General features: G+C 70.5%; 16 protein-coding genes. 8 read left to right on the top strand and 8 right to left on the bottom strand.

The genetic code is table 11. The features are described from left to right. Positions 1–9: 9 nt before the first annotated feature. Positions 10–912 carry a D-alanyl-D-alanine carboxypeptidase family protein gene (locus IE318_RS09435; protein ID WP_189898532.1) on the bottom strand — a complete coding sequence of 301 codons (903 nt, stop codon included), beginning with the start codon at positions 910–912 and terminating at the stop codon, positions 10–12. A 208-nt stretch (positions 913–1,120) separates the two neighbouring features. Here IE318_RS09435 and IE318_RS09430 point away from each other — a divergent pair, with 208 nt between their 5' ends. Both IE318_RS09430 and IE318_RS09425 read left to right on the top strand, forming a co-directional pair. Further along, complete coding sequence (locus tag IE318_RS09430; protein ID WP_189898530.1) at positions 1,121–1,771, top strand: GntR family transcriptional regulator; 651 nt, start codon at positions 1,121–1,123, stop codon at positions 1,769–1,771. Next, complete coding sequence (locus tag IE318_RS09425; protein ID WP_189898528.1) at positions 1,768–3,108, top strand: MFS transporter; 1,341 nt, start codon at positions 1,768–1,770, stop codon at positions 3,106–3,108. Before IE318_RS09430 ends, IE318_RS09425 begins: the two co-directional genes overlap by 4 nt. A gap of 190 nt (positions 3,109–3,298) precedes the next feature. Here the strand turns inward: IE318_RS09425 and IE318_RS09420 are convergent, their stop codons facing one another. Then, the gene (locus IE318_RS09420; RefSeq protein WP_030177549.1) at positions 3,299–4,123 is read right to left on the bottom strand and encodes a maleylpyruvate isomerase family mycothiol-dependent enzyme; all 825 of its coding nucleotides are present in this window, start codon (positions 4,121–4,123) and stop codon (positions 3,299–3,301) included. Between the two features lie 226 nt (positions 4,124–4,349). On the opposite strand from IE318_RS09420, the gene IE318_RS09415 reads away from it, so the two are divergent. Next, on the top strand, positions 4,350–5,147 hold the full coding sequence (locus tag IE318_RS09415) for a carbon-nitrogen family hydrolase (RefSeq protein WP_189898526.1): 798 nt from the start codon (positions 4,350–4,352) through the stop codon (positions 5,145–5,147). Between the two features lie 21 nt (positions 5,148–5,168). Here IE318_RS09415 and IE318_RS09410 read toward each other — a convergent pair whose 3' ends face one another. Next, positions 5,169–5,681 (bottom strand): LURP-one-related/scramblase family protein, encoded by a 513-nt coding sequence (locus tag IE318_RS09410; protein ID WP_189898523.1) that lies wholly within the window; start codon positions 5,679–5,681, stop codon positions 5,169–5,171. 108 nt (positions 5,682–5,789) lie between these two features. Here IE318_RS09410 and IE318_RS09405 point away from each other — a divergent pair, with 108 nt between their 5' ends. After that, positions 5,790–7,619 (top strand): thioredoxin-like domain-containing protein, encoded by a 1,830-nt coding sequence (locus tag IE318_RS09405; RefSeq protein ID WP_189898521.1) that lies wholly within the window; start codon positions 5,790–5,792, stop codon positions 7,617–7,619. A 12-nt stretch (positions 7,620–7,631) separates the two neighbouring features. Here IE318_RS09405 and IE318_RS09400 read toward each other — a convergent pair whose 3' ends face one another. The 3 genes from IE318_RS09400 to IE318_RS09390 form a co-directional block, all read right to left on the bottom strand. Continuing rightward, complete coding sequence (locus tag IE318_RS09400) at positions 7,632–7,883, bottom strand: DUF6458 family protein (RefSeq protein WP_030177544.1); 252 nt, start codon at positions 7,881–7,883, stop codon at positions 7,632–7,634. A 133-nt stretch (positions 7,884–8,016) separates the two neighbouring features. Beyond that, positions 8,017–9,321, bottom strand: a complete 1,305-nt coding sequence (locus IE318_RS09395) for a M18 family aminopeptidase (protein WP_189898519.1) — start codon at positions 9,319–9,321, stop codon at positions 8,017–8,019. Between the two features lie 79 nt (positions 9,322–9,400). Then, the gene (locus tag IE318_RS09390; RefSeq protein ID WP_189898516.1) at positions 9,401–11,227 is read right to left on the bottom strand and encodes an acyl-CoA dehydrogenase; all 1,827 of its coding nucleotides are present in this window, start codon (positions 11,225–11,227) and stop codon (positions 9,401–9,403) included. 220 nt (positions 11,228–11,447) lie between these two features. Between IE318_RS09390 and IE318_RS09385 the strand changes: the two genes are divergently transcribed. The 3 genes from IE318_RS09385 to IE318_RS09375 all read left to right on the top strand — a co-directional run bounded on the left by IE318_RS09385 (position 11,448) and on the right by IE318_RS09375 (position 14,135). Beyond that, on the top strand, positions 11,448–11,930 hold the full coding sequence (locus tag IE318_RS09385) for an SseB family protein (RefSeq protein WP_030177540.1): 483 nt from the start codon (positions 11,448–11,450) through the stop codon (positions 11,928–11,930). Positions 11,931–12,113: 183 nt separating this feature from the next. Then, positions 12,114–12,908, top strand: coding sequence for a pirin family protein (locus IE318_RS09380; protein ID WP_189898514.1), 795 nt, complete (start codon positions 12,114–12,116; stop codon positions 12,906–12,908). Positions 12,909–13,109: 201 nt separating this feature from the next. Then, complete coding sequence (locus IE318_RS09375) at positions 13,110–14,135, top strand: AI-2E family transporter (RefSeq protein ID WP_189898511.1); 1,026 nt, start codon at positions 13,110–13,112, stop codon at positions 14,133–14,135. Between the two features lie 51 nt (positions 14,136–14,186). On the opposite strand, the gene IE318_RS09370 is transcribed toward IE318_RS09375, so the two are convergent. Further along, positions 14,187–16,349, bottom strand: coding sequence for a SpoIIE family protein phosphatase (locus tag IE318_RS09370; protein ID WP_189898509.1), 2,163 nt, complete (start codon positions 16,347–16,349; stop codon positions 14,187–14,189). A 214-nt stretch (positions 16,350–16,563) separates the two neighbouring features. On the opposite strand from IE318_RS09370, the gene aspS reads away from it, so the two are divergent. After that, positions 16,564–18,327, top strand: a complete 1,764-nt coding sequence (aspS, locus tag IE318_RS09365) for an aspartate--tRNA ligase (protein ID WP_189898507.1) — start codon at positions 16,564–16,566, stop codon at positions 18,325–18,327. 88 nt (positions 18,328–18,415) lie between these two features. On the opposite strand, the gene IE318_RS09360 is transcribed toward aspS, so the two are convergent. Further along, complete coding sequence (locus IE318_RS09360; RefSeq protein ID WP_189898505.1) at positions 18,416–18,781, bottom strand: PH domain-containing protein; 366 nt, start codon at positions 18,779–18,781, stop codon at positions 18,416–18,418. Between the last annotated feature and the right edge of the window lie 75 nt (positions 18,782–18,856).

The raw sequence follows: 18,856 nt of genomic DNA, 5'->3' as shown, positions 1-18,856 counted from the left end.
ATGCCGGCGTCAGCCCAGGCGGGCGAAGCCGTAGTTGAGGATCTTCGTGGCGTCGGTGGCGCGCTGGTTGATCGAGGACGAGGCGAGGACCGTGCCGATGACGGTCTTGCTGCCCCGGGTCGCGGCGAAGACCAGGCAGTACTTGGCCTCCGGGCCCGAGCCGGTCTTCACGCCGATGGCGCCCTTGTAGCTGCCCAGCAGGGTGTTCGTGTTCGTCCACGTCGCCATCGTGCGGGTGCTGCCCGTCTTGGTGACGGTCTTGGCCGTGTACGACTTCGTCTTCACGATCGTGCGGAACGTGGAGCTCTTCATCGCACTGCTCGCGATCTTCGTCAGGTCGCGCGGCGTCGAGTAGTTGTTGCCCTTGCCGATGCCGTCGAAGGAGTCGAAGTGGGTGTTCGTCAGCTTCAGGCTCTTCGCGGCGGAGTTCATCTTGCCGATGAAGCTCTTCACGCGCGCGTCCCGCGTCGAGCCGGAACCGAACTTGTCGGCCAGCGCGTACGCGGCGTCGCAGCCGGACGGCAGCATCAGACCGTACAGCAGCTGACGGACGGTCACCTTGTCGCCCACGATCAGGTGCGCCTGGGAGGCGTTGTTCCTCACGACGTAGTCGCTGTACGCCTTCTGGATGGTGACCTTGGCGTCGAGGTTCAGGTTCGGCTGCGCGAGCACGACCTTCGCGGTCATGATCTTGGTGGTGGAGCCGGTGGACAGCCGTGTGTCCGCCTTCTTCGTGAACAGCGTCGAGCCGTTCGCGTTGTTCATCGCGTAGCCGCCCTTGGCGACGATCGACGGCGCGCTGACGGCCTGCGCGGGTGCCGCCGCAAGAGCTCCGGTGACGAGCACGGCGCCGGTGGTCAAGGCGACGGCGGTGGCTCTGCGGAGGCGGCTGGCCTTAATGCCGGTTTTCAAGTGAAATACCCCGATTACGTTGAATGCCCCTAGGGTGCGGTCGAGTTGAGTTCCCAACAGAGTGGGGCCGCACCTGTGTGACTCCCGATCGGCACAGATGGTTGTGCCGTTGGCGGGGTGAATTTCTCAGTGGCCCTCGAGGGCTCCCGGGCGGTCCGCATGGTGGACGAGGCGGATCATGCGTACGTCTTGTATCTATGCTGTGGGCATGACCCTCGCCGTGAAGCAGCCCCCCGCCGCCGACCGTGTGTACACCCACGTCAAGCAAGCCGTCCTGGAGCGCCGTTACGAAGGCGGCACCCTTCTGACCGAGGGCGAGCTGGCCGAGGCCGTAGGCGTCTCCCGCACCCCGGTGCGCGAGGCGCTGCTGCGACTGGAGGTCGAGGGGCTGCTCAAGCTCTATCCGAAGAAGGGAGCGCTCGTCCTGCCGGTCTCCGCACAGGAGATCGCCGACGTCGTCGAGACCCGGCAGCTGGTCGAGGAGCACGCCGCGCGCAAGGCCGTACCCGCACCGCCCGGACTCATCGAGCGCCTGGAGGAGCTGCTGGCGAAGCAGAAGCAGCAGGCCGCCGAAGGGGACTTCGCCGCCGCCGCCGTCACCGACCGCTGCTTCCACGCCGAGATCGTCCGCAGCGGCGGGAACGAGATCCTCTCCCGCCTCTACGACCAACTGCGCGACCGGCAGCTGCGCATGGGCGTCGCCGTCATGCACTCCCACCCCGACCGCATCGCCAAGACGCTCGCCGAGCACGAGGAGATCCTGAACGCGCTGCGCTCCGGTGACGCGGAGGCGGCCGTCGGGCTCGTCCACCGGCACGTCAGCTGGTTCTCCCACCTGGCGCGGGGTGAGGTGCGATGAGTTCCGGACGCGGCTCCTCGTCCGGTTCGTCGTCGGTTTCGCACGGCGCCGTCGGCCTGCCGGGTGACCCGCCCGGCGGGCGGCGCGCCGTCGCCGTCTGGAGCATCGGCGTCGCCGTCTACTTCGTCGCCGTCATCTTCCGTACGTCGCTGGGCGTCGCCGGCCTCGACGCCGCCGAACGCTTCCACGTGAGCGCCTCCGCGCTGTCGACCTTCTCCATCCTCCAGTTGCTCGTCTACGCGGGCATGCAGATACCCGTCGGCCTGCTGGTCGACCGGCTCGGCACCAAGAAGGTGCTGGGCATGGGGGTGGTGCTCTTCACGGCGGGCCAGCTGGGGTTCGCGTTCTCGGCGTCGTACGGCACCGCGCTCGCCTCCCGGGCGCTGCTCGGCTGCGGCGACGCCATGACGTTCATCAGCGTGCTGCGGCTGGGCTCGCGGTGGTTCCCGGTCCGGCGCGGGCCGCTGGTCGCCCAGCTCGCCGGACTGGTCGGCATGGCGGGCAACCTGGTCTCCACACTGGTGCTGACCCGGCTGCTGCGCGGATTCGGCTGGACCCCCGCCTTCGCGGGCAGCGCGCTGGCCGGTGCGCTGGTGCTGGTGCTGCTGGTCCTCTTCCTCAAGGACCACCCCGAGGGCCACGAGCCCGAGCCGCTGCCGCACCAGGGCGCCGTGTACGTGCGCCGGCAGATCCTCGCCGCCTGGCGGGAGCCCGGCACGCGGCTGGGCATGTGGGTGCACTTCACCACCCAGTTCCCGGCGATGGTGTTCCTGCTGCTGTGGGGGCTGCCGTTCCTGGTGCAGGCCGAAGGGCTGTCACGGGCGACGGCCGGGGAACTGCTCACCCTCGTCGTGCTGTCGAACATGGGCATCGGCCTCGTCTACGGCCAGATCGTCGCCCGGCATCACACGGCGCGGCTCCCGCTGGCGCTCGGCACGGTCGCGGCGACGGCGACCCTGTGGGCGGCCACGCTGGTGTACCCGGGCGAGCGGGCACCGATGTGGCTGCTGGTGGTGCTGTGCCTGGTGCTGGGCGCGTGCGGGCCGGCCTCGATGATCGGATTCGACTTCGCGCGGCCGGCGAATCCGGCGGAGCGTCAGGGGACGGCGTCGGGGATCACCAATATGGGTGGTTTCGTGGCCTCGATGACAACGCTGTTCGCGATCGGGGTGCTGTTGGACGCGACGGGGGACGACTACGGCGTCGCCTTCTCCACCGTGTTCGTGCTCCAGGCGGTGGGGGTGAGCCAGATTCTGCGGTTGCGGAAGCGGGCGGCTCGGCGGGAGCGGGAGCGGTTGGTGGCCAGTCGGGTGGAGGCGGTGCACGTCCCCGCGTGACGCTGCGGTGTGCTGCGGTGTGCTGTGGGTGGGTGGGTGAGCTTGCCCCGCTCGGGGGTGCCGCTGCGCCCACCCGTGCCGCCTGGGGGTACCTCCCAGGCGTTGAGCACTGGTGGAGGCACGACTGCCCGCAGCTATGTCGGCGTACTGCCCGCAGCTATGTCGGCGTGCGACTGCCCGCAACTGCGTTCTACTGCGTCACCGTGAAGTTGCGCAGGATCGCTGTCGCCAGGTCCGGGTCGCCCTCCGTTTTGACGCGGTCCGCCACCGCTTCCGGGGTCACCCGGCCGCAGGACAGGCGGACGTACGTCTCCCAGTCGAGGGTGAGGGTCGCGGCCGGGCCCAGGGCGGGGGCGGTTTCGAGGGTGCCGCGGCCCTGGATGTCGACGCGGATCGTACGGAGGAACTCCACGGGACCGTGGACGTCGAAGACGATCGCCGAGCTGCGCGGGGCGTCGGCCTTCTGGGCGACCACGTCCGGGAGGGCGTCGAGCAGATAGTCCCGGGCGATCAGCGCGCCGGGCGAGTCCAGGTTGCCGGGGCGGCCGAGGGCCACGCGCAGGTCCTGTTCGTGCACCCAGATGTCGAACGCCCGGTAGCGCATGGCCTCTTCGAGGGTGAGCTCGGTGCCGAGCGGGCCGCGCACCTTGGTGCCGGGGTCGCGGGACTCGTTCCGCAGCTGGCGGTTGCGGCGGATGATCGTGTACTCGAGCTCGGACGTCATCTCCGGTGCCGTGTGGTGGCGCCGGACGTCGACCTGCATCTCCGTGTAGCGCTGGTGCTCGTTGGTGACGTGGAACAGGTCGCGCGGCAGGGAGTGGATGGGACGCGGATCGCCGAGCGCCTCGCAGTCCATGCCGATGACGTGCGAGACCACGTCGCGGACCGACCAGCCCGGGCAGGGGGTCCGCTGGTTCCACTCGCCCTCCACGAGGGGCTGCACCAGCTCGGATATCGCCTCGACGGAGTGGGTCCAGGCGTCGGCGTAGGGCTGGAGGGTGGGATGCAGACTCACGGAACGGGACCCCTCGGCGGTCGGTACACGGGCAGGTTGTGACGTTGTGGCGGCATTGCCGGTGGGAGGCGGCGGCGATCGTCGGGCGGTTTGCGCCCCCCGGACTCTCGCTCCGCTTCGAGCAGGGGGGACCCCCAAGTTACGCTGCTGTGGGGTACCCCGGCAGTGCTTTCGTGTGACGATCGTAGGCCCGTGTGGACAACTCGAATGCCAGGACGGTGGTAGTGTGCGCGCCTCGCTGATCCAGATCGCCGTGGATGAGGGCGAATCGGTCGAATCGCGACGGGAACGGACAGCCTCGCTGGTGAGGAGCCAGGCCGGTGCCGCCGACCTCGTCGTGCTGCCCGAGCTGTGGACCACCGGAGCCTTCGCCTTCGAGGAGTTCGGGCGCGAGGCCGAGCCGCTGGAAGGGCCGACGTACGAGGCGATGGCCAAGGCGGCGAGCGACGCGGGCGTATGGCTGCACGCGGGCTCGATCCCCGAACGTGACCCGGAGGGACCCCTCTACAACACCTCCCTCGTCTTCACCCCGACCGGCGACCTGGCCGCCGCCTACCGCAAGGTCCACCGCTTCGGCTTCGACAAGGGCGAGGCCGTGCTGATGGGTGCGGGGCATGACCTGGTGACGGTCCGTCTGCCGGACACCACCCTGGGCCTGGCGACCTGTTACGACCTCCGTTTTCCCGAGCTCTTCCGCGGACTGGTCGACGCCGGGGCCGAGACCCTGGTGGTCCCGGCGGGCTGGCCCGAGCGCCGGCGCGCGCACTGGACGCTGCTGGCCCGGGCGCGGGCCGTGGAGGACCAGGCGTTCGTGCTCGCCTGTGGAACGGCCGGGACGCACGCCGGGGTTCCCCAGGCGGGTCACTCGATCGTGGTCGACCCCTGGGGCGAGGTCCTGGCCGAGGCCGGCCACGGCGAGGAGATCCTCACGGTCGACTTCGACCCGGCGAAGGTCGCGACGACCCGGGAGCAGTTCCCGGCGCTGAAAGACCGGGTGCTGGGCCTGGAGCCGCCGCGTCGCTGAGCGGGCCCGGTCCCAGGGGGTCTACTCGGCGGCCCCGGCGTGCCGCTCCTCCCGCTCCTTCTCCGCCAGGTGGATCACGCACACCGCCACCGCGATCAGCAGCGCCGGATCGGCGTCCTCCCGTACGACGTCGATGCCGTAGGTGTCCACGACGCTCAGCCGGCGTCGGGAGATCACCGCCAGCAGCTCCCCGTCGTACTCGACGGCGAACTCCCGGTCGAGGATCTTGCCGCTGACGTCGAGCTCGGTGCCGTCCACGAGGGACACCCGGTAGTGGTTGCGCAGCAGCGACAGTCGCTTGCGCCGGATCTTCGCCAGGGCCTCCCCGCCCCGCTCGATCACCATGGTCTCCCGCAGGGAGAACATCTTCTGGTGGATGTCGATCAGGACCCGGCCCCGGGTGTCCTTCAGCTCGAAGGTGTCGCGCAGCCGCATGGCCTTGCCGTCGACGAGGAAGACCTTGGTGCCGTGCTCGTCCTCGATCCAGTAGTCGTCACCGATGCCGAGGATCCGGTCGCGTACGAGGAATCTCATGCCCTCACCGCTTCCCCGGCGACCGGCCGGAAACCCCGCCGATAGCCCGACGGGCTGAGCGGGGCAGGCGCCGGTCCGGTTGTCGGTGGCGAGTGGCACCCTTGATCCATGAGCGAAACGCCCCCGGCCCCGACCCCCCGCCGCGCCCGCGTCCGCGCCCCCGAGCTGACCGGCAAGGGCGGCTGGCTGAACACGGGAGGCAAGCAGTACACCCTTGCCGACCTGCGTGGCCGCATCGTCGTGCTGGACTTCTGGACCTTCTGCTGCATCAACTGTCTGCACGTCCTGGACGAGCTCAGAGAGCTGGAGGAGAAGCACCGGGACACGGTGGTGGTCATCGGTGTGCACTCGCCGAAGTTCGTGCACGAGGCAGAACACCAGGCGGTCGTCGACGCCGTGGAGCGGTACGGGGTGGAGCATCCGGTGCTCGACGACCCCGAACTCGCCACCTGGAAGCAGTACGCGGTGCGTGCCTGGCCGACCCTGGTCGTGATCGACCCGGAGGGGTACGTCGTCGCGCAGCACGCCGGCGAGGGGCATGCGCACGCCATCGAGCGGCTGGTTGAGGAGCTGGAGACCGAGCACGAGGCCAAGGGCACCCTGCGGCGCGGGGACGGCCCGTACGTGCCGCCGGAGCCGGAGCCCTCCACCCTGCGCTTCCCGGGCAAGGCGCTGCTGCTGCCGTCCGGCAACCTCCTGGTCAGCGACACCACCCGGCACCAGCTGGTGGAGCTGGAGGCGGACGGGGAGACGGTCGTACGCCGGGTCGGGCAGGGGACCCGGGGGCTGACCGACGGCCCCGCGGACCAGGCCCGCTTCCAGGAGCCGCAGGGTCTCGCGCTGCTGCCGGACGGCACGGTCGTGGTCGCGGACACGGTCAACCACACCCTGCGCCGCTTCGACCCGGAGACGGGGCTGACCACGACTCTCGCCGGCACCGGGCACCAGTGGATGCAGGGCGAGGCCACCTCCGGTCCCGGCCGGGAGGTGAAGCTGTCCTCGCCGTGGGACGTCGCCTGGTGGAACGGCAAGGTGTGGATCGCCATGGCGGGCGTGCACCAGCTGTGGGCGTACGACCCGGCCGAGGACACCGTCTCGGTCACCGCCGGGACCACCAACGAGGGGCTCGTCGACGGCCCGGGCAGCGAGGCCTGGTTCGCGCAGCCCTCCGGGCTCGCGGCCACGTCCGAGCGGCTCTGGCTCGCCGACTCCGAGACCTCCGCCCTGCGCTGGGTCGATCTCGACGGTGACGTCCACACCGCGGTCGGCACCGGGCTGTTCGACTTCGGTCACCGGGACGGCGCCGCCGGCCAGGCGCTGTTCCAGCACCCGCTGGGCGTGACCGCGCTCCCGGACGGTTCGGTCGCCGTCAGCGACACCTACAACCACGCCCTGCGCCGCTACGACCCGGCGACCGGCGAGGTCACCACGCTCGCCACCGATCTGCGCGAGCCCAGCGACGCCGTGCTCGTCGGCGACGACATCGTGGTGGTGGAGTCGGCCCGGCACCGGCTGACCCGGCTGCGCCTGCCGGAGGACGCCGTACGGGTCGAGGCCGTCGCCCACCGCACCCGGCGCGCGGCCACGGAAGTCGCCCCCGGGCGACTGCGGCTGGACGTGATCTTCCAGGCGCCGGCGGGCCAGAAGCTGGACACCCGCTACGGCCCGTCCACCCGTCTGCTGGTGTCCTCCACCCCGCCGGAGCTGCTGCTGGACGGAGAGGGCGCGGACACGGACCTGTCCCGCACCCTGGAGCTGAACCCGGAGGTCCGGGACGGCGTGCTGCACGTCTCCGCGATGGCGGCCTCCTGCGACGACGACCCGGCCAACGAGTACCCCGCCTGCCATGTGCACCAGCAGGACTGGGGCGTGCCGGTCCGCCTGACCGAAGCCGGCGCGGACCGGTTGCCGTTGGTCCTGGCCGGCATGGACGCCTGATCCGGCACGGGGTCACATGCCGTACCCGCCGTCGATGTAGCCGTCGCGGTGGTGGTGCCGTTCCTCCTCGACCACGGTGGTGGATGGCGGCACCATGACCCGGCGGCGCCGGTAGATGCTGCTGAACGTCGTGACCCCGATCAGGCCCACGATCATCAGGATGATGCCGACCACATGCAGGTTGACCCCCTGCATGTGCCAGTCGGTCGCGAATGTGAGGATGGCTCCCACGGCGATGAGGATGATGCACCCGCCGAGGCCCATGAGTGTCGCCTCCTAGTCCGGTGTCGCATCCGGTGGTTCCGGCGTGTGCCGGTCCCTCCCGGTCAACTGCGGGTACCCGCAACCGGGGTGCGCATGCGGAGACGGCCCCTCATGGGCCGGGTGGTCGGCGCGGTCAGCCTTCCAGGAACGCCACCAGCGCGTTGGCCAGCAGGAACGGGTCGTCGGCGGCGCACAGTTCCCGGGCGCTGTGCATGGACAGGATGGCCACACCGATGTCGACCGTGCGGATGCCGTGCCGCGCCGCGGTGATCGGGCCGATGGTCGTGCCGCACGGCATGGAGTTGTTGGAGACGAACGACTGGAAGGGGACGCCGGCCTTCTCGCAGGCCGCGGTGAACACCGCCCGGCCCGAACCGTCCGTGGCGTAGCGGTTGTTGACGTTGACCTTGAGGATGGGGCCGCCGCCCGCGCGCGGGTGGTGCGTCGGGTCGTGCCGCTCGGCGTAGTTGGGGTGCACGGCGTGGCCCGTGTCGGAGGACAGGCAGATCGTGCCGGCGAAGGCGCGCGCCCGGTCCTCGTACGACCCTCCGCGCGCGAACACCGAGCGCTCCAGCACGCCGCCGAGCAGCGGGCCGTCCGCGCCCGTGTCGGACTGGGAGCCGTTCTCCTCGTGGTCGAAGGCGGCCAGCACGGGGATGTACGGCAGTTCGCCCGCGCCCGGCCCCGTCGCCACGGCCGCCAGGGCCGCCGTACCGGCGTGCACCGAGAGCAGGTTGTCCATGCGGGGGGCGGCCACGAGTTCCTGGTCGCGGCCCAGGTAGGCGGGCGGCTCCACGGAGTGCACCATCAGGTCCCAGCCGGCGACCTCGCCCGCCGGCAGACCGGTCTCGTGCTCCAGGAAGGCGATGAGGTCGCCGTCGCGGACGTCGTCGCCGAGGCCCCACACCGGCTGCAGGTGCCGCTGCTTGTCGAGCTTGAGGCCCTCGGTGGAGACCGAGCGGTCCAGGTGGATGGCCAGCTGGGGGACGCGCAGCAGCGGGCGGTCGATGTTCACCAGGCGGCTGGAGCCGTCCCGGAGAGTGAGCCGGCCGGCCAGGCCCAGGTCGCGGTCGAGCCAGGAGTTCATCAGCGGGCCGCCGTAGATCTCCACGGCGACCTGGCGCCAGCCGTGCGCTCCGGTGTCGGGCAGCGGCTTGACGCGCAGGTTGGGCGAGTCGGTGTGGGCGCCGACGATACGGAAGGGTGTGTACGGCGCCGCGCCCTCGGGGACGTACCACGCGATGATCGCCCCGCCGCGCAGCACGTACTTGCCGCCGTGTGTGCCGTCCCACGCATCGGTCTCGGCGACCTGGCGGAAGCCGGCCTTCTCCAGCCGCTCGGCCGCGTTGGCGACGGCGTGGTACGGCGACGGGCTCGCCGCGAGGAAGGACATCAGGTCGTCGGTGTGGCCGCGGTCGAAGCGCTGGCTTGTACTCATGGGTTCACCTTAACGACGGACGAGGGTCCGCTCCCGGTGCCGGGAGCGGACCCTCGTGAGAACGATGTGGAGGTGCGGGCTAGAACGCCGCCTCGTCCAGTTCCATCAGGTCGAGGTCGACGTTCTCCGACAGCTTGCGGGCCAGGGTGACGCCGGGCAGGACGTTGGCCGCGAAGAACTTCGCCGCCGCGATCTTGCCGGTGTAGAACGCCCGGTCCTTGGCGGAGGCCGTCTCGAGCTTCTCGGCGGCGATCGCCGCACCCTTGAGCAGCAGGTAGCCGACGACCACGTCACCGGAGGCCAGCAGCAGGCGGGTCGTGTTGAGCCCGACCTTGTAGATGTTCTTGACGTTCTGCTCGGTGGCCGCGAGGTCGGTCAGCATCACGCCGACGACGGCCTCCAGCTCGACGGCCGCCTTGGCGAGGTGCTCGCGGGCGGCGGCCAGGTCCTCGCCGCCCTCGCCCAGCGCCAGGAACTTCTTGATGTCCTCGGCGAGGGAGTTCAGGGCCGCGCCCTGGTTGCGGACGATCTTGCGGAAGAAGTAGTCCTGGCCCTGGATGGCGGTGGTGCCCTCGTACAGGGTGTCGATCTTGGCGTCGCGGATGTACTGCTCGATCGGGTACTCCTGCAGGAAGCCGGAGCCGCCGAAGGTCTGCAGGGACTGGGCGAGCTGCTCGTAGCCCTTCTCGGAGCCGTAGCCCTTGACGATCGGCAGGAGCAGGTCGTTGAGCGCGTGCTCGGTCTTCGCGTCCTCGCCGTTCGCCTCCTTGACCGCGATCGCGTCCTGGATCGAGGCCGTGTAGAGGACGAGGGCGCGCATGCCCTCGGCGTACGCCTTCTGCGTCATCAGCGAGCGGCGCACGTCGGGGTGGTGGGTGATGGTGACCTTGGGCGCGGACTTGTCCATGAAGTTCGCCAGGTCCGGGCCCTGGACGCGCTCCTTGGCGTACTCCAGCGCGTTGAGGTAGCCCGTGGACAGCGTGGAGATCGCCTTCGTGCCGACCATCATGCGGGCGAACTCGATGATGCGGAACATCTGGCGGATGCCGTCGTGCTTGTCGCCGATCAGCCAGCCCTTGGCCGGGTGACGGTCGCCGAAGGTCATCTCGCAGGTGTTGGAGGCCTTCAGGCCCATCTTGTGCTCGACGTTGGTGGCGTAGACGCCGTTGCGCTCGCCCAGCTCGCCGGTCTCCCAGTCGAACAGGTACTTCGGGACGAGGAAGAGGGACAGGCCCTTGGTGCCGGGGCCGGCGCCCTCGGGGCGGGCGAGGACGTAGTGGAGGATGTTCTCCTCCATGTCGTGCTCACCGGAGGTGATGAAGCGCTTCACGCCCTCGATGTGCCAGGAGCCGTCCTCCTGCTGGACCGCCTTGGTGCGGCCGGCGCCCACGTCGGAGCCCGCGTCGGGCTCGGTGAGCACCATGGTGGAGCCCCAGGTCTTCTCGACCGCGATCTTCGCGAGCTTCTTCTGCTCCTCGGTGCCCTCCTCGAAGAGGATGCGGGCGAACGCCGGGCCGGAGGAGTACATCCAGATCGCCGGGTTCGAGCCGAGGATCAGCTCCGCGTACGCCCAGATCAGGGACGGGGGAGCCGTGGTGCCGCCGATCTGCTCGGGCAGGCCGAGGCGCCAGTACTCGGAGTCCATGAAGGCCCGGTAGCTCTTCTTGAAGGTCTCCGGTATCGGCGCGGTGTTGGTCTCGGGGTCGAAGACCGGCGGGTTGCGGTCGGCGTCGGCGAAGGACTCCGCCAGCTCGTTCTCCGCGAGGCGGGTCAGCTCCTCCAGGATGCTCCTGGCGGTGTCGGTGTCCATCTCCTCGAACGGTCCGGTGCCGTACAGCTTGTCGCGTCCGAGGACTTCGAAGAGGTTGAACTCGATGTCGCGGAGGTTGGACTTGTAGTGCCCCATGGCCACGGCTCCCGTTGTGGACTCGGCGAGGCACTGACTCCTCGCGTCTGGTTGACCTACCAACTAGTAGCTCCGATGATGCTACCCGTCGGTAATAAGAAGCAACCCCTGACGGTGTGGTCTGTGACGCGTCTGCGGCGAGCCCCGGTTCCGGCCACGGGCTCCGGTCCTCGTCGACGCATCGTAGGTCCGGCGGCCGGCTCGTCGGTACGCTTGCCGCATGTACGGATACGGCCAGCCGATGGACGGTGCAGCGCAGCAGCAGTACGCGCCGCCGCAGGAGCAGATGCCGGGCGGCATGGCGGGGGGCTACGGGCAGCAGCAGCCGCTGTACCCCGAGCCGTCGCCGCCCTCGCTCGCGGACGCGGTCCGTGCGTTCACCACCGGGCAGATGTCCGCGGAGGATTTCCAGCAGATCTTCGCCACGTCCAAGGTGTACTGCCCGCGCGGCGACACCCCGGGCTTCCTGGCGCTGCACAACACCCAGCAGCCGGTGATCCCGATGTTCACCTCGCTGAAGGAGCTGCGCCGGTACGCCGGCAAGGAGTCCAAGTACTTCGTGATCACCGGCGCGGAGGTGATCGACCTGCTGCCGACCGGGTACGGCTTCGTCCTGGACATGGAGGGCGAGCACCGCATGGTGTTCGACGCCAAGGCGGTGGAGCAGATGGTCGACTTCGCGATGCGCAGGATGTACGGCTAGCCGACGCTCGCCGTCGCCGCGGATGCGGTGGGGCGCGCTGGTCGCGGTGGCGGCGGTGGTGTTGCCGTTCGCGTGACTGTATGGGCGGATCGGGCCCGGAGGGAATGCCCTCCGGGCCTTCTCTGTTGCAGGTGGCGAAAAGTTGAATGCTCAACTAGAGTGGTCGTACAAGGAGGTACCGACATGCCTGCAGTGACCGTCGAGAACCCGCTTGCGCTGCCCCGAGTGGCTGCGCCGGCCGACGCCGTGGCACGGCCCGTGCTCGCCGTCTCGATCGACGGGATCTTCGACCACCAGGACTCCAACGGTGGCGGCGGCACCATCACCAACGGCGACACCCAGTGGATGACGGCGGGCAGCGGCCTGCTCCACATCGAGGCGCCGCCGGAGTCCCTCGTCATGTCCGGCGGTCTCTTCCACGGCCTGCAGCTGTGGGTGAACCTCCCCGCCAAGGACAAGATGATGGCCCCGCGCTACCAGGACATCCGCGGCGGCAGCGTCCAGCTGCTGAGCACGCCCGACGGCGGCGCGCTGCTGCGCGTGATCGCCGGTGAGCTGGACGGGCACGCCGGTCCCGGCATCACGCACACACCGATCACGATGATCCACGCGACGGTGGCGCCGGGCGCGGAGGTCACCCTGCCGTGGCGGGAGGACTTCAACGGGCTGGCGTACGTGCTCGCCGGGCGCGGTTCTGTGGGCGCCGAGCGGCGTCCGATCCACCTCGGCCAGACCGCCGTCTTCGGCGCCGGCTCCTCGCTGACCGTCCGCGCGGACGAGAAGCAGGACTCCCACACGCCGGACCTGGAGGTCGTCCTCCTGGGCGGACAGCCCATCCGTGAGCCCATGGCGCACTACGGGCCGTTCGTCATGAACACCCGGGACGAACTGATGCAGGCCTTCGAGGACTTCCAGAAGGGCCGCCTCGGAACGATCCCGGCGGTCCACGGCATGACGGAGACGGGTCCGCAGAGCTGACGCCATGGCGGAGACGGGTCCCCGGGGGCCGAGCCCGGCCCCCGGGCAGCCGCGGCTACCCGGGACTGAGCGGGACTGAGCGGGCCGACCGGGGCTCGCCGCGACCGACCGGGCCGAGCGGGGCTGACCTCTCGTCACCCCACTCACCCGGCCGGGCCGTCCGTGCAGGACAGTTCGGGCGGCGCGTGGTCCGCTGGTGGGGTGCGCCTGCTGCCCGAGCCCGTCCGACGTCTCGCCGCCTGGTGTGCCGTCGTGCTGCTGGTCTCCGGGGTGGTGTGGATCGCGGTACGGCTGTGCGTGACGTTCCGTACGGCCGTGACGCCCGTACTGCTGGCGCTGCTGGGATCCGCGCTGCTGCGGCCCCTGTTCCGGCGGCTGGTGCGGGCCAGGGTCAATCGGTCGCTGGCGGCCGGGATCACCTGCGCCGCCGTGCTGGTCGTCGTCGGCGGCGTCGGCTACGTGGTGACCCTCGCGCTGATCGACAGCGGGCCGCAGATCGCCTCCTCGCTGGAGAGCGCGGCGAAGTCGCTGACCGACCGCTTCGGGGGTGCCGGGACCTCCCTCAAGGACCTCGCCTCCCATGGCCGGGAGCTGCTGTCGAAGTTCGGCGGGACGGCGGTCTCCAACGTGATCAGCGGGGTCAGCGTGGTCGCCGAGTACCTGGCCATGGCCGTACTGGCCCTGCTGCTGGTGTTCTTCTTCCTGCGTGACGCCGACCGTGCCCTGCGCTCCCTGCGCACGCTCGCCCCGGGCGACACGGCCGACGTGGCGGAGGCGATGGCGCGGCGGGCCTTCGCGGCCGTCGAGGGCTTCATGCGCGGCACCACGATCATCGCGTTCATCGACGCCGGCTGCATCACCGTCGGCCTGATCGTGCTGGGCGTGCCGGGGGCCTTCGGACTGGGCGCGCTGGTCTTCGTCGGCGCCTACATCCCCTACCTGGGCGCGTTCATCTCGGGTGCGGTGTCGGTGCTGGTCGCGTTCGCCGACCGGGGGTTCGTCGTCGCGCTGTGGGTGCTCGGGGTCGTGCTCGCCGTGCAGGTGCTGGAGGGGCATGTGCTCCAGCCGATGATCCAGAGCCGGACCGTGCAGCTGCACCCGGCGGCGGTGCTGCTGGCCATCACGGCGGGGGCATCGGTCGCCGGGATCGTCGGGATGCTGCTGGCGGTGCCGCTGACGGCGGCGGCGTTCGGGATCGCCCACGAACTGCGCGAGCGCTACACCTAGGGACGCGAGCGCCGGCCCCCTGGGGACGGGTCGTCATGTGAGGACCTGCCGTCACAGCTTGTCGCGCGGCGGCTCGTACAGCTCGAACCAGATGCTCTTGCCCACCCCCCGCGGCTCGACGCCCCAGGCGTCCGCGAGCAGCTCTATCAGCAGCAGCCCGCGCCCGGAGGAGGCCAGCTCGCCGGGCCGGCGCTTGTGCGGCAGCTCCTCGCCGGCGTCGGTGACCTCCACCCGCATCCGCCGCTCGCCCTTCTCGCCGCTCACCTCGGCGAGCAGCAGCGCGTCGGTGTCGGTGTGCACGAGGACGTTGGTCAGCATCTCGGACAGCAGCAGCACCGCGGAGTCCACCTGCTCCGAGGACGACCAGTCGTGCAGCAGTTCCCGCAGCTGCTGCCGGGCCACCGAGATCCGCTCGGGCTCGGCCTGCGCGACCGTGAGGAGGGTGCGCCGGATCTCGGGCCGTACGGCCACCGCGCCAACGGGGGCTTCGGGGTGCCGGTTCAGCAGCAGGACGGCTATGTCGTCCTCGCGACGGTCGGCGAGCGGGCCGGTGGTGTAGTGCGAGGAGGGCCCGTGCACGCCCTGGACGAGCGCGTCGGCCAGCTCCTCGGTGTCGCCCTCGTGCTGCTCCAGGATCGTACGGACGCGCTGCCAGCCGGTGTCCAGGTCGTGCCCGCCGGTCTCGATCAGCCCGTCCGTGCAGATCATCATGGTCTCGCCGGGTTCCAGGGTGAATCGGGTCGTCGGGTAGTCGGCGTCCGGGTCGACGCCGAGGGGCAGGCCGCCCGCCGTCGGACGCATCAGGACCGTGCCGTCCGTCATACGGATCACCGGGTCCGGGTGCCCGGCGCGGGCCACCTCCAGGACTCCCGTGCGAGGGTCGACCTCGGCGTACAGGCAGGTCGCGAAGCGCAGGTCGACGATGTCGCCGTCCTCGGCGTCGGCGCCCACGATGCCGTGCAGGAACCGGGAGGCGCGGGAGAGGACCGCGTCCGGGCGGTGGCCCTCGGAGGCGTAGGCGCGCAGGGCGATGCGCAGCTGGCCCATCAGGCCGGCGGCGCGCACGTCATGGCCCTGTACGTCGCCCATGACCAGGGCGAACCGTCCCGCCCCGCTTTTGGTGCGGCTGCGGGCGGGTCCGCCGGGCAGCGGGATCATGTCGTACCAGTCGCCGCCGACCTGGAGGCCGCCGCCGGTGGGGACGTACCGGGCCGCCAGGTCCATGCCGGGGACCTCGGGGCCCAGCGTGGGCATCATCGAGCGCTGCAGCCCCTCGCTCAGCTCCCGTTCGGTCTCCGCGGTCCCGGCCCGCGAGAGCGCCTGGGCGAGCATCCGGGCCACCGTCGTCAGTACCGAGCGCTCGTCGGGCGTGAACGCGACCCGGTGGGTGAAGGCGGCCATCCAGGCGCCCATGGTGCGGCCCGATGCGGTCAGCGGCAGGAAGGCCCAGGAGTGGCGGTTGAAGCGCTGGGCGAGCGGCCAGGTGAGCGGGTAGCGGGCCCGGTACTCCTCCGGGGAGGAGAGGTAGACGGCCCGGCCGGTGCGCACCACTTCGGCGGCCGGGTAGTCCGTCTCCAGCGCCATGTGCACGAAGGGGCCCTCGTCGCCGGGCCGCTGCCCGTGGTGGCCGATGATCGTCAGCCGGTCGCCCTCCACCCCGAACACGGCGAGACCGTCCGGTGAGAAACCGGGCATCGACAGTCCGGCCGCCACCCGCAGCACCTCGGCCGTCGACCGCGCCTCGGCCAGCGCCCGTCCGGCGTCCAGCAGGAACGCCTCCCGGGAGCGCCGCCAGTCGCCGGTGACCGTGCTGCGCCCGGCCGGGGAGCCCGGCGTCGGCTCGGTGACCTCCTGGAGGGTGCCGATCAGTTCGTAGGCCTTCTTGCGCCGGTCGTACGTCGGCCGGGAGCGGCTGCGCACGACCCGGATGATGCGGCCCCGCTCGTCCATGATCCGGATGCGCACCTCGGCGAGGGTGCCCTCGGCGACGGCCAGCTGCACCACGCCGGTGATCTCGTTCCAGTCGACCGGGTGCAGACGGGCGCGCACCTGGGCCTCGGTGAGGGTGACCTCCTCGGCGGGCAGCCCGAGCAGCCGTGCCGCCTCGGCGTCGGCCGCGACCAGCCCGGTGGAGGTGTCCCAGCGCCACACTCCGGTCGCCAGGGAGGCGAGAACGTCCCCCACAGCGGGCAGGGGGGGCTCACCAGTGCGCATTGCCCCACTCTAAGAACAGGCTCTCGAACACTGCCACCGAAGGCGCACGGGCACGCGTCCCGGGCACCGCCGCGGTCGCCTCGCGCGAATGCTCCGACGCCCCGCGTGAATAGGGGAGAGCCGAGCGTGGGGCGGCCGGTACCCTTGGTAGGTCCGGGCCGGTCCGTGTCCGCGCCCCGGTGATCCCCGATCCGCGAAGACTGGATGAACGACGATGCATCGGTACAGGTCCCACACCTGCGGCGAGCTCCGCGCCTCTGACGTCGGCACCGACGTCCGGCTGAGCGGCTGGCTGCACAATCGGCGCGACCTGGGCGGCATCCTCTTCATCGATCTGCGCGACCACTACGGCATCACGCAGCTGGTCGCGCGTCCCGGCACGCCCGCGTACGAGGCGCTGGACAAGCTCTCCAAGGAGACCGTGGTCCGGATCGACGGCTCGGTTGTTTCACGTGGAACCGAGAACGTGAACCCCGACCTGCCCACCGGCGAGGTCGAGATCGAGGTCGGCGAGGTGGAGGTGCTCGGCGCCGCGGCCCCGCTGCCCTTCACGATCAACACCGAGGACGGGGTCAACGAGGAGCGGCGCCTGGAGTACCGCTTCCTGGACCTGCGCCGCGAGCGCATGCACCGCAACATCATGCTGCGTACGGCCGTGATCTCGGCCATGCGCCAGAAGATGGCCGCGATGGGCTTCAACGAGATGGCGACGCCGATCCTGTCCGCCACCTCCCCCGAGGGCGCCCGCGACTACGTGGTCCCCTCCCGTGTGCACCCGGGCAAGTTCTACGCGCTCCCCCAGGCACCGCAGCAGTTCAAGCAGCTGCTGATGATCTCCGGCTTCGACCGCTACTTCCAGATCGCGCCCTGCTTCCGCGACGAGGACGCCCGCGCGGACCGCTCGCCGGGCGAGTTCTACCAGCTCGACATCGAGATGTCCTTCGTCGAGCAGGAGGACATCTTCCAGCCGGTCGAGAAGCTGATGACCGACCTGTTCGAGGAGTTCGGCAACGGCCGGCACGTCACCTCGCCCTTCCCCCGGATCCCGTTCCGCGAGGCGATGCTGAAGTACGGCTCCGACAAGCCGGACCTGCGCGCCAAGCTGGAGCTCGTCGACATCACGGACGTCTTCGAGGGCTCGGAGTTCAAGGCGTTCGCGGGCAAGCACGTGCGCGCGCTGCCGGTGCCGGCGGTCCAGGACCAGCCGCGGAAGTTCTTCGACCAGCTGGGGGACTACGCGGTCGCGCAGGGCGCGAAGGGCCTGGCGTGGGTCCGTGTCGGCGAGGACGGCTCCCTGACCGGCCCGATCGCGAAGTTCCTCACCGAGGAGAACGTCGCGGAGCTGACCAAGCGCCTGTCCCTGTCGGCCGGTCACGCCGTCTTCTTCGGCGCGGGCGAGTTCGACGAGGTCTCGAAGATCATGGGCGCGGTGCGGGTGGAGGCCGCGCGCCGGGCCGGCCACTTCGAGGAGGACGTGTTCCGCTTCTGCTGGATCGTCGACTTCCCGATGTACGAGAAGGACGAGGAGACCGGCGGGATCGACTTCTCCCACAACCCCTTCTCGATGCCGCAGGGCGGCCTGGAGGCCCTTGAGACCCAGGACCCGCTGGACATCCTGGGCTGGCAGTACGACATCGTCTGCAACGGTGTCGAGCTGTCCTCCGGCGCGATCCGGAACCACGAGCCGGAGATCATGCTCAAGGCCTTCGAGATCGCGGGCTACGACCGTGAGACCGTCGAGGAGAAGTTCGCCGGCATGCTGCGGGCGTTCCGCTTCGGCGCCCCCCCGCACGGCGGCATCGCCCCGGGCGTCGACCGCATCGTCATGCTCCTGGCCGACGAGCCCAACATCCGCGAGACCATCGCCTTCCCGCTCAACGGCAACGCCCAGGACCTGATGATGGGCGCCCCGACGGAGCTGGACGAGTCCCGTCTGAAGGAACTGCACCTGTCGGTGCGCAAGCCGCAGCCGAAGTAGTACCGCGGGACGAGTACCGCCGGACGACGAAGGGCCCGGCACCGGAGAACGCTCCGGTGCCGGGCCCTTCGTCGTGTGCCGCCGCGGTCTACCGCGCCACGAACTGGGTGAGGATCGCCTGGACCTCGTAGATGTCCACGCCCTTGGTGAACGTCTTCTCGATCGGGGCCGCGGTGCCCGAGAGCCAGATCTTCAGCTCGGCGTCGAGGTCGAAGTGGCCGGCCGTCTCGACGGAGAAGTGCGTGATGCTCCGGTACGGGACGGAGTGGTACTCCGTCTTCTTGCCGGTGATGCCCTGCTTGTCGACCAGGATCAGGCGCCGGTCGGTGAACAGGATGGTGTCGCGGATCAGCAGAAAGGCGGCGTGCACCTGCTCGCCCTGGCCCAGCAGACGCGTGTACTCCTGCTGCGCCTGGGCCGGGTCGATGCTGTGCGCGTTGCCGAACAGTCCCATGGATGGTCCCCCCACACGAGTGACGGCGGCCGGGTGGCCGTCGTACGACGATGATCTTCGCAAAGCGCGGGGCCC

The organism is Streptomyces spiralis (assembly GCF_014654675.1).
GTDB classification, from domain to species: domain Bacteria; phylum Actinomycetota; class Actinomycetes; order Streptomycetales; family Streptomycetaceae; genus Streptomyces; species Streptomyces spiralis.
This window is presented reverse-complemented; position numbering and strand designations above follow the sequence as displayed.